16 protein-coding genes are annotated in these 13835 nt (G+C 40.3%); 3 read left to right on the forward strand and 13 right to left on the reverse strand.

Annotated features, from left to right (window positions below; genetic code table 11):
- Positions 1 to 65 precede the first annotated feature (65 nt).
- Positions 66 to 749 (forward strand): hypothetical protein, encoded by a 684-nt coding sequence (locus QM857_RS04635; RefSeq protein WP_414275214.1) that lies wholly within the window; start codon positions 66 to 68, stop codon positions 747 to 749.
- A 44-nt stretch (positions 750 to 793) separates the two neighbouring features.
- Here the strand turns inward: QM857_RS04635 and QM857_RS04640 are convergent, their stop codons facing one another.
- Both QM857_RS04640 and QM857_RS04645 read right to left on the reverse strand, forming a co-directional pair.
- Entirely contained in the window at positions 794 to 1510 is a 717-nt protein-coding gene (locus QM857_RS04640; RefSeq protein ID WP_414275215.1) for a YebC/PmpR family DNA-binding transcriptional regulator, read from the reverse strand.
- A gap of 97 nt (positions 1511 to 1607) precedes the next feature.
- Entirely contained in the window at positions 1608 to 2978 is a 1371-nt protein-coding gene (locus QM857_RS04645; RefSeq protein WP_414275216.1) for an MATE family efflux transporter, read from the reverse strand.
- Between the two features lie 108 nt (positions 2979 to 3086).
- Here QM857_RS04645 and QM857_RS04650 point away from each other — a divergent pair, with 108 nt between their 5' ends.
- Positions 3087 to 3641 (forward strand): GNAT family N-acetyltransferase, encoded by a 555-nt coding sequence (locus tag QM857_RS04650; protein WP_414275217.1) that lies wholly within the window; start codon positions 3087 to 3089, stop codon positions 3639 to 3641.
- A 43-nt stretch (positions 3642 to 3684) separates the two neighbouring features.
- Here the strand turns inward: QM857_RS04650 and recA are convergent, their stop codons facing one another.
- The 6 genes from recA to QM857_RS04680 form a co-directional block, all read right to left on the reverse strand.
- Positions 3685 to 4836: a recombinase RecA gene (gene recA, locus QM857_RS04655; protein ID WP_414275218.1), complete on the reverse strand. Its 1152-nt coding sequence runs from the start codon at positions 4834 to 4836 to the stop codon at positions 3685 to 3687.
- 54 nt (positions 4837 to 4890) lie between these two features.
- Positions 4891 to 6147, reverse strand: coding sequence for a competence/damage-inducible protein A (locus QM857_RS04660; RefSeq protein ID WP_414275219.1), 1257 nt, complete (start codon positions 6145 to 6147; stop codon positions 4891 to 4893).
- 76 nt (positions 6148 to 6223) lie between these two features.
- Complete coding sequence (brpA, locus tag QM857_RS04665; protein ID WP_414275220.1) at positions 6224 to 7273, reverse strand: biofilm formation/cell division transcriptional regulator BrpA; 1050 nt, start codon at positions 7271 to 7273, stop codon at positions 6224 to 6226.
- Between the two features lie 4 nt (positions 7274 to 7277).
- Positions 7278 to 7799, reverse strand: a complete 522-nt coding sequence (locus QM857_RS04670; RefSeq protein ID WP_414275221.1) for an N-acetyltransferase family protein — start codon at positions 7797 to 7799, stop codon at positions 7278 to 7280.
- Positions 7789 to 8232: a tRNA (adenosine(37)-N6)-threonylcarbamoyltransferase complex ATPase subunit type 1 TsaE gene (gene tsaE, locus QM857_RS04675; protein WP_414256431.1), complete on the reverse strand. Its 444-nt coding sequence runs from the start codon at positions 8230 to 8232 to the stop codon at positions 7789 to 7791. Before tsaE ends, QM857_RS04670 begins: the two co-directional genes overlap by 11 nt.
- A gap of 88 nt (positions 8233 to 8320) precedes the next feature.
- Positions 8321 to 9742: an NCS2 family permease gene (locus QM857_RS04680; RefSeq protein ID WP_195183424.1), complete on the reverse strand. Its 1422-nt coding sequence runs from the start codon at positions 9740 to 9742 to the stop codon at positions 8321 to 8323.
- A gap of 196 nt (positions 9743 to 9938) precedes the next feature.
- On the opposite strand from QM857_RS04680, the gene QM857_RS04685 reads away from it, so the two are divergent.
- Positions 9939 to 10751, forward strand: coding sequence for a Cof-type HAD-IIB family hydrolase (locus QM857_RS04685; protein ID WP_414275222.1), 813 nt, complete (start codon positions 9939 to 9941; stop codon positions 10749 to 10751).
- Between the two features lie 123 nt (positions 10752 to 10874).
- Here QM857_RS04685 and QM857_RS04690 read toward each other — a convergent pair whose 3' ends face one another.
- From QM857_RS04690 to QM857_RS04710, 5 genes are all read right to left on the reverse strand, one after another.
- Positions 10875 to 11300, reverse strand: coding sequence for an SP_0198 family lipoprotein (locus QM857_RS04690; RefSeq protein ID WP_414275223.1), 426 nt, complete (start codon positions 11298 to 11300; stop codon positions 10875 to 10877).
- Positions 11301 to 11386: 86 nt separating this feature from the next.
- Positions 11387 to 12637, reverse strand: a complete 1251-nt coding sequence (locus QM857_RS04695) for a bifunctional folylpolyglutamate synthase/dihydrofolate synthase (RefSeq protein ID WP_414275224.1) — start codon at positions 12635 to 12637, stop codon at positions 11387 to 11389.
- Positions 12638 to 12803: 166 nt separating this feature from the next.
- On the reverse strand, positions 12804 to 13109 hold the full coding sequence (locus QM857_RS04700; protein WP_004250503.1) for a DUF1292 domain-containing protein: 306 nt from the start codon (positions 13107 to 13109) through the stop codon (positions 12804 to 12806).
- A 15-nt stretch (positions 13110 to 13124) separates the two neighbouring features.
- Positions 13125 to 13544, reverse strand: a complete 420-nt coding sequence (ruvX, locus tag QM857_RS04705) for a Holliday junction resolvase RuvX (RefSeq protein WP_195183427.1) — start codon at positions 13542 to 13544, stop codon at positions 13125 to 13127.
- Between the two features lie 3 nt (positions 13545 to 13547).
- The gene (locus QM857_RS04710; RefSeq protein ID WP_004250500.1) at positions 13548 to 13814 is read right to left on the reverse strand and encodes an IreB family regulatory phosphoprotein; all 267 of its coding nucleotides are present in this window, start codon (positions 13812 to 13814) and stop codon (positions 13548 to 13550) included.
- Positions 13815 to 13835: the final 21 nt, after the last annotated feature.

Raw genomic sequence — 13835 nt, forward strand, 5'->3', positions numbered from 1 at the left:
ATCTATAATAAACACTATCTCACACGGAGAAAATCTTAGCCTGACTAGAAATGAGAAACTCACAAATGAAACATAAAGAAGAGAAAATTTTAGGAATCTTTGCCATTATCTTTGGAGCCTTGGCCCTTCTTGGTTCCTGGCTACCAATCATTAGCATTCTAGCCTTTTTCTTTGCCATTATTGCTATAGCCCTAGGAGTTTTTGGTATTGGCCTTAATCTCAAAAATCGTAAAATATTGGCTATCATCGGAACAAGCCTAGGTATTCTATCCATTTTTCTTGTCTTAATGACGCAAGTATTACCTTCTGGTGTCTTTACTGACTTGGCTAAAAACTTTCGACACCCATACAGAAGTCTGACCTCTTTAACAGAAGATGAGGAATTTGGAAAATTACCAGATTATAGGCCAGACGAGGATCATGATGAAGAGGATATCGAAGATACTGATACCTTCTCTTGGACTCAGGAACAGTTTGATGCTTTGATAGAGGGAGACACTGCAAACAGAGGAAAAGGCGGCTCCAACTACAAAGATATCATCAGCAAGCATGGACTACCAGATTCTGAAATTGAGTCAACCTCAGGTGACTACGACATTAAGAAAATCACCTATCTATCCCTCGGTTCAAACACCAAGACAGTCGTACTCACTTTCGCAAAGCAGGAAAACGGCCAGTTTCTTCTTATCCGTAAATTTTCCCTAGGCTTGGATAGAAAAGAGCAAACTGATGATGGAGTGAAAGTTTAACATAACAAAAAAACGAACAGCTATTAAGCCTGTTCGCTTTTCTATTAGAATCCATCTACGTTTGTGTAGATTTTTTGTACGTCTTCATCGTCTTCAAGAACGCTGTAAAGTTTTTCAAATGTTTCCAAATCTTCACCTGACAACTCAACTTCTGATTGAGGAATCATCTCAAGTTCTGTTACTTGGAATTCTTCGATACCAGATTCACGCAAAGCCACAATAGCTTTGTGAAGGTCAGTTGGAGCTGTATAAACAGTGATTGTTCCTTCTTCTGCTTCTACATCGTCTACATCGATATCTGCTTCAAGCAAGAGTTCAAAGATAGCATCAGCGTCGTCACCAGCAAATACGATGACACCCTTGTTGTCAAAGAGGTAAGATACTGAACCTGAAGCTCCCATGTTTCCACCATTTTTACCAAAGGCAGCACGTACATTGGCAGCTGTACGGTTGACGTTTGAAGTCAGGGTATCCACGATGAGCATTGAACCATTTGGTCCGAAACCTTCGTAACGACCTTCTGTAAATGTTTCGTCTGTGTTTCCTTTTGCTTTATCGATAGCCTTATCAATAACGTGTTTTGGCACTTGCGCTTGTTTAGCACGGTCGATAACGAATTTCAAAGCAGTGTTGAGTTCTGGATCTGGTTCCCCTTTTTTAGCTGCTACATAGATTTCTACACCAAATTTTGCATATACTTTAGAGTTAGCACCATCTTTAGCCGTTTTCTTGGCTACGATATTGGCCCATTTACGTCCCATTAGGAATCTCCTTTTTTCACATTTTAATCTTTCTTATTATAACACAAGTCTAGCTGATTTTCACTAGAGGAAATGGATTTTTCTTTTATAAATGAAGCTAGGATTTTCCACCGACTGCCAAGATTTTCTTGCCTTCTTTTATCCAAGGGTGCTGAGAGAGTGAGATATAAAGCTGTGCAGTCATAACAAGCCAAAGTAGTGGTTCACATAGAATCACACCTGTATAACCTGCCCAAGGAATAATCCAAGCGACAAAAACAATTTTCCCGATAAACTCGATAAAACTAGATATGAGGGGTAAGAGTTTTTGACCGAGGCCCTGCAAACTATTTCTATAAATCAATAAAAGACTCAAAAATGGATAGAAAACAGAACTAATACGTAGGTACAAGGTCCCATTTTCAATCAAGTAACCATCTGTTGAACTCGCTAAGAAAGAAACTAGGCTAGGACTTGCAAAAAATAGGAACACACAAGCAAAGGTTGCCCAAGCCATACTCAAATAGCTCCCTACACGAAGACCTTGGACGATACGATCTGGACGTTTTGCCCCAAAGTTTTGAGAGATAAAAGTAGTCATAGAAGCCGAAATTGCCGTCATTGGCAATAGAGCAAAAGCCATAATTCTACGTGCTGCCGTTTGGGCACTGATAATAACTGCTCCAAAGCCATTAACAGAGGATTGTAAGATGACACTTCCGACAGAGACGATTGAACCCATCAGCCCCATGGCTAGTCCCTGCTCCAAGAGATCAACATAGAGAGCCTTGTTCCATTTGAAGTGCTTCAAGCTTGGAAGAAGCTCTGGAACACTCTTTCGGATATAAAAATAACAGAGAATAGCGGACAAACCTTGCGAGATGATGGTTGCAAGACCTGCAGACTGAACCCCCAATTGCAGTTGTGTAATAAAATACAAATCTAAAATGACATTAACAATGGCTGAAAAGATAAGAAAGGCAAGCGCTGCAAGGCTATCACCAATCGAGCGTAGTAATCCTGCAAAGAGATTATAGGCAAAGCTAACTCCCACACAGCTGACAATCATAGAGATGTATTCATAGGATTGGGGGAGGATTTCTGCAGGTGTTTCGAGATATTGTAAGAGCGGATAAAGACCGAAGAAACCCATCAACATCACAAGACCACTCAGGATTGCACCTAAAATCCAAGTCGCTGCGACAGCCTCTTTAATCTTTGTGAAATTACGAGCGCCATAAAGTCGAGCAATAACAACTCCCATCCCATTTCCGACTCCGAGAGCAAAACCAATAATCAAATCAAAAATGGCTGTCGTAGCTCCGACTGCCGCCAAGGAATTTTGGCCCAAAAAACGCCCAACAATCAAAATATCAGCTGTATTGTATAGTTGCTGAAAGATATTGGACAGTAAAATCGGTAATGCAAAACTAATCAGTGAAGGAAGAATGGACCCATGAATCAAGTCCACCGTTGATTTTTTATTCATAAGGCTATTATATCAGCTTTCAAGTTGAGGAACAAGGGAGTTCCCTTAAGAAAGCGTTGCCTATATGTAAATAATCTGGTATAATCGTGACAGAAAAGGAGGGTATGTATGAGCTTAACAAGTCAGTTAATTACAGATGTATTCCCAGACCTTGAGAAAGTGGAACAATTAAACAAGGAGGCCTTCCCTGAAGAAGAACGCGTCTCTTTGGAGGAATTTTTAAGTTACCAGGATAGAGATGACGCCCACTTTTTCGCCTTTTACAACGAAGATGAATTTGTCGGCTTCGCTTTTGCCATTTCTAATCAAAAAGCTTTCTACATTAGTTTCTTTGCCATTATGCCCCATCTCCGCAGTCATGGGTACGGGAGAGAAATCATTGAAAAACTCATTGATTTTTACCAGCGTACCATGATTCTTGAAGTGGAGCGATTAGACGAAGACTGTGACAATCCTGAACAAAGAAAATCCCGCATGGACTTTTACTTACAAAATGGCTTTAAAACTGCCAACGCCTTCTTGGAATACGAGGGAATGAGTTTCGAAATTCTCTATCGTGGCGACCACTTTGATGAAGAGGCCTATCGGAACATCTTTCAAAAATTGCAAGAAGAGAACTACTTCGACTTTCGTATCGAATACCGACGCTTTAGTGACCACTAGTCAACACGAAATAAAAAAAGTAGCAGTAAAACTGCTACTTTTTTTATTCTTCAATTTCAATTTCAAGAGCATCGCCCAAATCAAGTGTTACTTCTTGGTTAGAATCTGCATCAGCTGCTACTGCACTTGCTTTAGAACCTTCTTCCTCTTCAATTAAACCATATTGAACACGAACTTGGTGGTCAATTTCATCAAAGATTTCTGGGTGATCTGCCAAGTATTTCTTAGCATTCTCAGAACCTTGTCCGATTTTTTCACCCTTGTATGAGTACCAAGCACCTGCTTTTTGGATAATATCCAAATCACTAGCAATCTTCAAGAGTTCACCAGTTCTAGAAATCCCTTCACCATACATAATTTCAACAAGAGCTTCTTTGAACGGTGGAGCCACCTTGTTTTTCACAACTTTAATCTTAGTTTCTTTACCAACGTTCGTATCTTTTTGATCACCAGTTCCCTTGATTTGTGTACTTCCACGCACATCCAAACGGACTGAAGCATAGAATTTAAGGGCGCGTCCACCAGGAGTTGTTTCTGGATTTCCAAACATAACCCCTACTTTTTCACGCAACTGGTTGATGAAGATAGCAATTGTCTTTGTCTTGTTGATAGAAGCACCGAGTTTACGCATAGCTTGGCTCATCATACGTGCTTGAAGACCAACGTGGCTATCTCCGATATCTCCATCGATTTCCGCACGAGGTACAAGAGCTGCAACTGAGTCAATAACCACAAGGTCAACCGCACCTGAGTCGATCAATTTCCCTGCAATTTCAAGACCTTGCTCACCTGAGTCTGGTTGTGACAAGAGCAATTCGTCAATGTTAACCCCAAGAGCTGCTGCATAGGCTGGGTCAAGAGCATGTTCCGCATCGATAAAGGCTGCAATTCCACCTTCTTTTTGTGCTTGCGCTACAGCATGAAGGGCAACTGTTGTCTTACCTGATGACTCTGGACCGTAGATTTCGATGATACGCCCCTTTGGATAACCACCTGAACCGAGTGCAATATCAAGTGCCAAAGAGCCTGAACTCATCACTTGCACTTTTTGCTCTGCACGCTCACCCAAGCGCATGATTGAACCCTTACCAAAATCTTTTTCAATCAATTTAAGAGCATCATTCAAAGCTTTTTCACGATCAGCTCCAAATTTTTTCCCAATTTCATCTAATTTTTTTGTTGGTTTTTTCGCCATTTTGTTCTCCTATATTTTAATGATTCTAAGAACCTTCTTCTATTATATCAAAAGTCAGTCACTTAATAAAGCTTTGCGAACTAAGTTAAAAGCATGCATGACTGCAATTTTACGAACATCTGCTCGGCTTCTTCCAGCTATATTGACCTGAACAACTTCTGTGCCTGATACTTGAGACAAACCGATAAAAACTGTACCAGCAGGATGCCCTTCTAGACTATCCGGACCAGCCACTCCTGTCAAGCTAACTCCAAAGTCTGATTGAGTTTTAAGCCGTGCCTGATCTGCCATTTTTTCCGCCGTAAAGGCTGAAACAACTCCATGTTTTTCCAACTCTACTTGTGGAATATCTAACATCTTAGCCTTTTCTTCCAGACTATAAGTGACAAAACCACCTTTAAAGATAGCTGACACTCCCGAAAAGTCTGCCAAAGTTGCTTGAAAAAGCCCTGCTGTCAAACTTTCCGCAGCCGTTATGGTTTTATGCTGCTTTTTCAACTCCTCAACAACTACACTAGCTAGACTCGCTTCCTCACCATAACCATAGCAGATATCCTTTAAAGCAACCCCTTCAAAAGTCTGACGTGCAAGGATTTTTTCTTCTATATTATCCAAGGCATTGCTAGCCTCGTCTGAACTAGTAGCCTTGGTAGACAAACGCAGAGTCACTTCTCCCGTTTTTGCATAAGGGGCCAAGGTTGGATCTGTCTGCTCTTCAATCAAATCCGACAGAATCGTTACTAGCTGGCTCTCGCCAATGCCAAAGAAACGAAGCACACGTGAGTACAACTTAGCTCCAGTTGTCAATCTCGGAAGCAATTCATTTAAAACCATGGGTTTTAGTTCGCTTGGTGGCCCTGGTAGGACGACATAGGTCACGCCAGCCACCTCAATCATACCTCCGACTGCTAGTCCTGTTTCATTAGGTAGCGGGATTGAACCCTCAACGATTTGAGCTTGGCGTTCATTATTTGGAGTTCGGGCATAGTCCGGTCGATGAGCAAAAAAGTCATCTAGTTTAGCCTGCGCTTGAGCATCAAAAGTCAAATCACGCCCTAGAAAATGGGCCAAGGTTTGTTTGGTCAAATCATCCTCTGTCGGTCCCAATCCTCCTGTTAAGATAACCAGATTGCTACGATTCTTAGCAATTTCCAACAAGGATAAGAGACGAGATTCATTATCTCCTACAGCCGTTTGGAAGTAGACATCAACACCGATTTCAGCCAACTTTTCAGATAAAAACTGAGCATTGGTATTGACAATTTGACCTGTTAGAATCTCTGTTCCAACAGCTATGATTTCCGCTTTCATTTTTTCCTCCTACCTATCTATTCGGATTTCTTTGAAAAAATCGCAGGAAAATTCCTACGATTTTAATTTTCATTTCTTATTGTTCTTGTTGGCCTTGTTGTTCTTGATCTGCGACAGAACCAGTTGTTTGTGGTAAACGCCCATAAATATTTTCATACAAGACTACATTTGTCTCCAATTCGGTAACTTCTGGCTTATCCAATGAACGACGTAAAAGATTTTGCATCTCTAACATATGCTCAGATGTCACGATTTGGTAAGATGTCCCATCAATCATTGCATCCTCTCCACGCAATTGCTGAGACTCAATATTCTTAAAGGAATCTTGGTAGCCCATCAACTGAGGGATTGTTGTTGCTGTAATCTCAATATTTGTCTGCATGTTATCACTAAGTGCCTTCAAAATTTCTTGGTAGTGGCTGACACTATTCAAACTAAGAATTTTTTCAACAATCTTTTGGATAACTTCGCGCTGACGTTTCTGACGACCGTAGTCTCCCTCTGGATCCTGATAGCGCATGCGTGAATATACGAGCGCCTCGTCACCATTTAGGGTTTGTTCCCCAACACCGATAGAAATCGTGTTAAATGGTTCCTGGTCTTGGATAGAGATTGGGAAACCTAGAGTGTTGTTTACTGTGATACCTCCGACAGCATCAACCATTCTTTGAAGACCGTGCATATTGACCATCACATAACGGTCGATATGGATATTCATCATTTTTTGAATGGTCGAAATGGCAAGCTCTGCCCCACCATCAGCATAGGCAGCGTTGAGTTTAGCTTCTCTAACACTACCATCTGGTTGTTGGATTTGTGTCAGAATATCACGTTCCAAACTCATCATAACGACTTTCTTGGTTTTAGGATTCACTGTTACCAAGATCATTGAATCACTATTTCCTGCCCATGGGTCTGTACGCTCAACGTTCCCCGTGTCTACACCCATCAATAGGATTGTCAATGGTTCAGTTGCCTCGATAACCTTGGTTTCTTCTCCGATTTGTTTATAAGTTTTGGCTAAAGTCTGTGTACTTTGTTGGTAGATAGTATAGGCATAAGCTCCCACACCAAGCACTGTCACAAGAACAAAGCCTAAAAACATTCCAATTATTTTTTTTACCATACCTTTATTCGTCTATCAGTCGACCCATTTGGTAAACGTCAAGAAACTCTCCTCCCTCTATACAAGCACCACGTTCCTGTAATCCTTCTATGATAAAGCCCAGCTTTTTATATAGATGAACAGCTGCCAGATTTCGTTTTTGAACTGTCAATTGTAAGCGTCGAATACTTCCGCTCGATTGGGCCCACTCAATAGCTTCTTCCATCAAGATACTACCGAGACCATTTCCCCAATAGGCTTTTTTGATACCCAAAAAGATATCCCCAATATGCCGAACTCGCGGACGTTGATCAGCCGTTATATTGATTAAGCCTGTTAGTTCTTCATTCAAATAAGCTAGTAAAGTAATCTGATTATCCGACTGGGCCTGCTTGTTAATAAAACGCTGCATCTCAGATTCACTCATTGCAATTCCATTTTCATCCAGACTGGTAAAACTAGATTCATGACCAATCTGATCCAAAAGTGCAATAAGTTCTGTAGCATCTTGGGCTTCTGCTTCACGAATTAATAAATCATACTCCATCTGTCAACCTCTGCAAGAGTTCTGTTGCTCGTTGACCATGAGCATGAAAGACAACTTCACGGCCCTCACCATCTTTAAGAATTTCTAATTCCAGATAGTCGGCTGGAAGAGCCTCACCTAATAGGTGTCCCCACTCAATAACCGTCACACCTGAACCAAAAAGAAATTCATCAAGGTCGATTGAATCTGCATCTCCTTCGATGCGGTAAACATCCAAGTGATATAAGGGTAGGCGTCCTTCATATTCTCGAACAATGGTATAAGTAGGACTTTTGATCATTTGATGAATCCCTAGTCCTTTAGCTAGACCTTTTGTAAATGTGGTTTTTCCAGCACCTAATTCACCAGTCAAAATCAATACATCATTTTTCTCTAGCAGAGAGCCGAGCTCTTGTCCAAGAGCAATGAGTTCATCTTCATTTTTTGTGTGCATGCTACTATTATACCAAAAAGTTTTCTTTTGTGATATCTCCACTAATAAAAAAAGAGGAGTTCCCTCCATCTTTTTTTAGGTTTAATCATTAGTTAAGAGCCATGCTAATGTAGTTCAAGATGAACAAAGCATCCAAAATCCAAATCATGACATGCACTTCTTTGATTTGACCTTTAACAATCTTTGTCAAAGTATAAGTCAAGAAACCAACGGCAATCCCTTGTGTGATTGAGTAGCTGAATCCCATAAAGATAGAAGTGAAGAAGGCTGGAACTGCTTCTGACATATCGTCCCAAGGGATATTTTTCAAGTTAGAGAGCATCATAATTCCGACAATAATCAAAATTGGTGCTGTCGCAGCTGAAGGAACAATCGCTAGAAGTGGGCTAAAGAAGCTTGATAGGGCAAAACAGATAGCAACAACTAAGGCTGTCAATCCAGTACGTCCACCAGCACCGATCCCTGCTGCTGACTCAATATAAGTTGTAACGTTTGAAGTACCTGCAATGGCACCAACTGATGTCGCCACCAAGTCAGAGTAAAGAGCTTTATCTAATTTAGCTGATTCATTGTTTTCACCACTTGTAGCGATGATACCAACTTTTTCACCTGTACCGATAAGAGTACCAATAGTATCAAAAATATCTGTCAATGAGAAGGCAAGAATGGCCATCAAGGTTTCTGGTAAGCGAGACGTGTTTGAAATCAAAGATCCTAAACCTTCTGATCCAAGAGCAGCACCAAACAAGGTACCTAAATCGTTAACTGCTGCTGAAAGATTGTTGCTAGCAAAATCGATTCCTGACAAATTAACAAGACCAACCGCAATAGCAAGGACTGTCGTTGTTAAGATAGAAAGGATGATCCCACCTTTGATACCTTTAACAACAAAGAAGATCGTAATAGCAAGACCTGCAAGAGCTACTAATACAGCTGGAGTATTGAAATCTACCAAACCTGGAACAGCTGCTGAGTTTGCAGTAAGAGCCGCTTGAGCCTTATCTGCTCCTTCACCTGCTACAGTATAAGTACCGGGGTCAATTGAGAATTTCAAAAGGCCAGCATTCTTGATACCAACATAAGCAAGGAAAACACCAATACCAGCTGAAATTGCTGAACGAAGTGTTGTAGGAATAGACTCAATGATCATTTTACGAACATTGGTCAATGTAATAATCAGTGAAATAACTCCACAGATGAAGACCATCCCAAGAGCTTCTTTCCAAGTATAACCCATCCCAAATACGACTGTAAAGGTAAAGAAGGCGTTAAGTCCCATACCTGGGGCTTGAGCATATGGCAAGTTAGCATAGAAGGCCATCATCAAAGTTCCCACAACAGAACCGATGATTGTTGCTAAGAATACACCCTGAACAGGCATTCCTGTTTGTGAAAGCATTTGAGGGTTTACAAAGAGAATATAACTCATTGCAAAGAAAGTTGTTAAACCAGCAAGAACCTCTGTACGGACATCTGTCCCGTGCTCTTTTAGTTTAAATAATTTGTCCATTTTTAATCTCCTTTGTCATTTTACGAACAATATGACTATTATATCATCAATCATTCATATTTTCAAGATGTTTTTCTTGAATTATAAAAATCTTATCAGATATTATTCTTTTCGTTTTTGCTTATTATCAGCTTTTCTCTTAGCTTTTTGATATAATAGAAAACATCTTATCTGAAACTAGATTCGGGAGGATTTTATGACTAAAAAAATGATTGCCGTTGATTTAGACGGAACCCTACTCAACTCTGAAAGTAAACTTTCTGACTTTACTATTGAAACAATTAAAAAAATCTCTAAAAAAGGCCACAAAGTCATTATTGCAACCGGTCGCCCATATCGTATGGCCAAAGATTTTTATGACCAACTTGAACTTGAGACTCCTATGATTAACTTCAACGGTTCGCTCACTCACCTACCTGGTAGAGCTTGGCAACATGAAAAATGCCTTACTGTGGACAAAAAATATCTCTTGGATATCGTAAAACGAAAAGAGGATATCGAGGCAGACTTTATCGCAGGTGAATACCGTAAAAAGTTTTACATTACAGCACCAGACAAGGAAATTGCAGATCCTAAATTGTTTGGTGTTGAAAACTTTCGCCCTGAAAATCAATTCAAGTCTGACTTAGTGACTAAGGGACCTAACTGTATTTTATTACAAACTAGGGCCGACGATAAATATGCACTGGCAGAAGAGATGAACCGTTTTTACAAGCATCAACTCAATATTAACACTTGGGGTGGTCCTTTGAACATCCTCGAATGTACTCCAAAGGGAGTTCACAAGGCCTTTGCTCTTGAATACCTCCTCAATGTCATGAATATAGACAGACAGAATCTGATTGCCTTTGGTGATGAACATAACGACCAAGAAATGCTATCCTTTGCAGGTAGAGGATATGCTATGAAAAACGCAAATCCTGCACTACTTTCTTTTGCTGATGAACAGCTGCCACTAACCAACGAAGAAGATGGAGTTGCTCACTTTTTACAAGAACGATTCCTTTAACTCCATCCACTCCATACTTTTTGGTAGAAAATAACTACCTTAACAGTATGGAGTTTTTTATACCAAAAACCGATAAAAAAGGATTTGAATCTATTTTAACTAGATCTAAATCCTTAAAAATATCTATTTTTTTAAAACAATACGATCAGAAACCTCACGGTCCATGTCATCGATGATTATTTGATTCTCCTCAGCTACATAAATCTTGACGTCATCTCCGATGATGACTTTCTGACTTTCTGGTTCAAAAGTTACCTTCTTAATTTCCTGATCGCCATCAGGTTCTACTTCCGTCCATGTTCCAGTATTACCAGTAACAATGAGAGTAATGCTATCTCCCTCATCTTGCCCTTTATAGGTCCCATCAATGTTGGTTACTGAACTAGCAGTCGAACTAGAAACAGTCATTTCTGCTGACTGAGCAGTCGTTACTTCCGTACTAGTACTTGCTTGAGTTGAAGGAGTTGCTTGCTCTTTTGGTGAACATGCAACTAAGAGACTAAGACTTGCCAAAGAAGCAAGAGAAAGTGTGAATTTTTTTAGCGACATAATGGCTCCTTTCTTTTAGTGGCTTAAAATCAGAATAACCCTGCTGAGCCACCACACCCCTACTATAACAAATAAAGATAGGAGGGTCAATCAAATGACTTTTGTTTCATAAGACAAGCGCGAACCTCTGATATAAAATAGAGAGAACCTGTCACAAATAGCAAGTCTTGCTCCCCTGCAGAACTCTCAAAATTATCTATAAAATCTCGATATGAAGCAATACTTCTATAATCTCCAAAGTCTTGTTCTTCCAAGGAACCCTGATAATCAAAACTCGTAACATAGAGAGCTACATCAGGTAAATGCTCTGTTAAATAAGTAAGCATCCCACTATAATCTTTCCGCTTTAGGGCACCAAATAGGATTTGAGGCTGATACCCTTGCTGGATTTTTTCTTGGATAAACTCAACCAAACGCTCTAGAGCTGGTAAATTGTGAGCCCCATCCAAATAGATGTACTCAGTGACAGCTTCTAGCCTTCCAGCCCATTTAGTAGCTTGCAAGGCAGCACGTACTGCTTCTTGATCTACTTTCTCGTCTCTTTGTGCCATAAATAGTAGAAAAGCTTGCAAGGCAAGAGCTGCATTTTCCTCCTGATAAGTTCCCTCCAATCCCAGTTTCAATCGGGACAAGTCAGCTAGAGAAGAAGAAAAGTTCCCATTTCGGAAAGAAAAATCTTTATTAGCCTGGTAGAGACTTACACCCAAATCAGTGGCTGTCCTTTGACAAACGAGCTGGGCTTCTGGTACTAGATTGGCAACAACCGCTGTCTTGCCTAACTTAAAAATCCCTGCTTTCTGCTCGGCAATTAACTCTAGACTATCACCTAAGGTCTCCTGATGATCGAGACCGATTGATGTGATGATTGCAATTTCTCCTGTCACGACATTGGTAGTATCAAGAAGTCCACCTATCCCAACTTCCAATAGGACCAAATCTACTTCTTGCTCTTTAAAATAGACTAGAGCAATTAAGGTCAACAATTCAAAAAAAGAGAGCTGATCGTAGGTTTCTAAAAGTCTTTGCTCCATTGCTTTAACTTTATCGGCTAAACGAATGAAATCTGTGTCCGAAATGGGTTCGCCATTAATACAGATACGGTCATGGATGCTGACAATGTGGGGCGAAGTAAAGGTACCAACCGTTTTCCCATGGGCAACAAAAAGCTCCCTCATAAAAGCAATAGTTGACCCCTTGCCATTTGTCCCTGTCACATGGATAATTGGATAGGTTTGCTCAGGATTCCCCAGCAAATCCACCGCTCTTTGCATCCGTCCCAATCCTGATCTAAAATTCAAGCCAATCCGACTATGAAGCCATTTTTCAACTTCAAACATGCTTATCTCCTTAATCCTTAATAAAAAAGCGAAGAATTTCTTCGCTTTTTACTGAATTAGCTAGTAGCTAGCTATATTTTATTTTAATATGGGCAAAAACTTCCCCCGGATGTTCCTGCTTTTTCTAATTTCTAGAAGCAGGGCTGATACAGTCTCCCAGACTGTATCACTCCTCCATAAAGCTGTTGAAGACTTCTTCAATCATGTTCCATTCATCGTCTGAATCTTCAGGGATTGGTTGCAATTCACCTTCAGTTCCATCTTCATTTTCGATGAATGAGTAAGCTTGAATTTCAACTTCTCCGTTTTCATCTTCTTCTGCATTAACTGGTACAAGAAGAACATAGTTTTTACCAAATTCTTCTTTTCCGTCAATAGTCAAAAGGATTTCAAATAAAGTTTCGTTTCCTTGCTCATCTACAAGTGTAATAAGTTCACGTTCTTCGTGATCGTGGTTGTGATCGTGTGACATAGTTTCTCCTCTGTCTTAAAATTTTCTATCTAAATAATTTTGCAAAATCAATTGAGCGGCTAATTTATCAATAACTTTTTTACGCTTATTACGACTAACGTCTGCTTGCTCAATCAACATGCGTTCCGCAGCAACCGTTGTCAAGCGCTCATCCTGGTATTCTACTGGCAAACCAAAGAGTTCTTCCAGTTTTTCTCCATAGGCTTGACTCGCTTCCACTCGCGGTCCACTGGTATTGTTCATATTTTTAGGTAAACCAACAACAAAGCGCTCCACCTTATAGCTATCAACCAATTCCTTGAGTCGTTCAAAACCGAACTCTCCCTGGTCTTCATTGATTTGGATGATTTCGAGTCCTTGTGCTGTAAACCCTAACGGATCGCTAATCGCTACTCCTACTGTTTTGGAACCAACGTCCAACCCCATAATTCTCATTGGTTATAGATCGACTCCTTGTCCCTTAAGGTAGTAGCGGACCAATTCTTCAACAATCTCATCGCGTTCGTATTTACGGATTTGATTTCTTGCGTTATTGTAACGAGGAACGTAAGCTGGGTCTCCACTGAGAACATAGCCCACAATTTGATTAATAGGGTTATACCCCTTCTCGTTCAATGAAGCATAGACTTCTGTCAATGTTTCACTGATCTCTTTTTTATTGGAATCGTCCAATTTAAAACGTACGGTTTCTTCAGTAAATCCCATTCTAACACCCTCTTTCCTTAG

The sequence above is a fragment of the Streptococcus infantis genome, assembly GCF_047463315.1.
GTDB lineage: Bacteria > Bacillota > Bacilli > Lactobacillales > Streptococcaceae > Streptococcus > Streptococcus infantis_AB.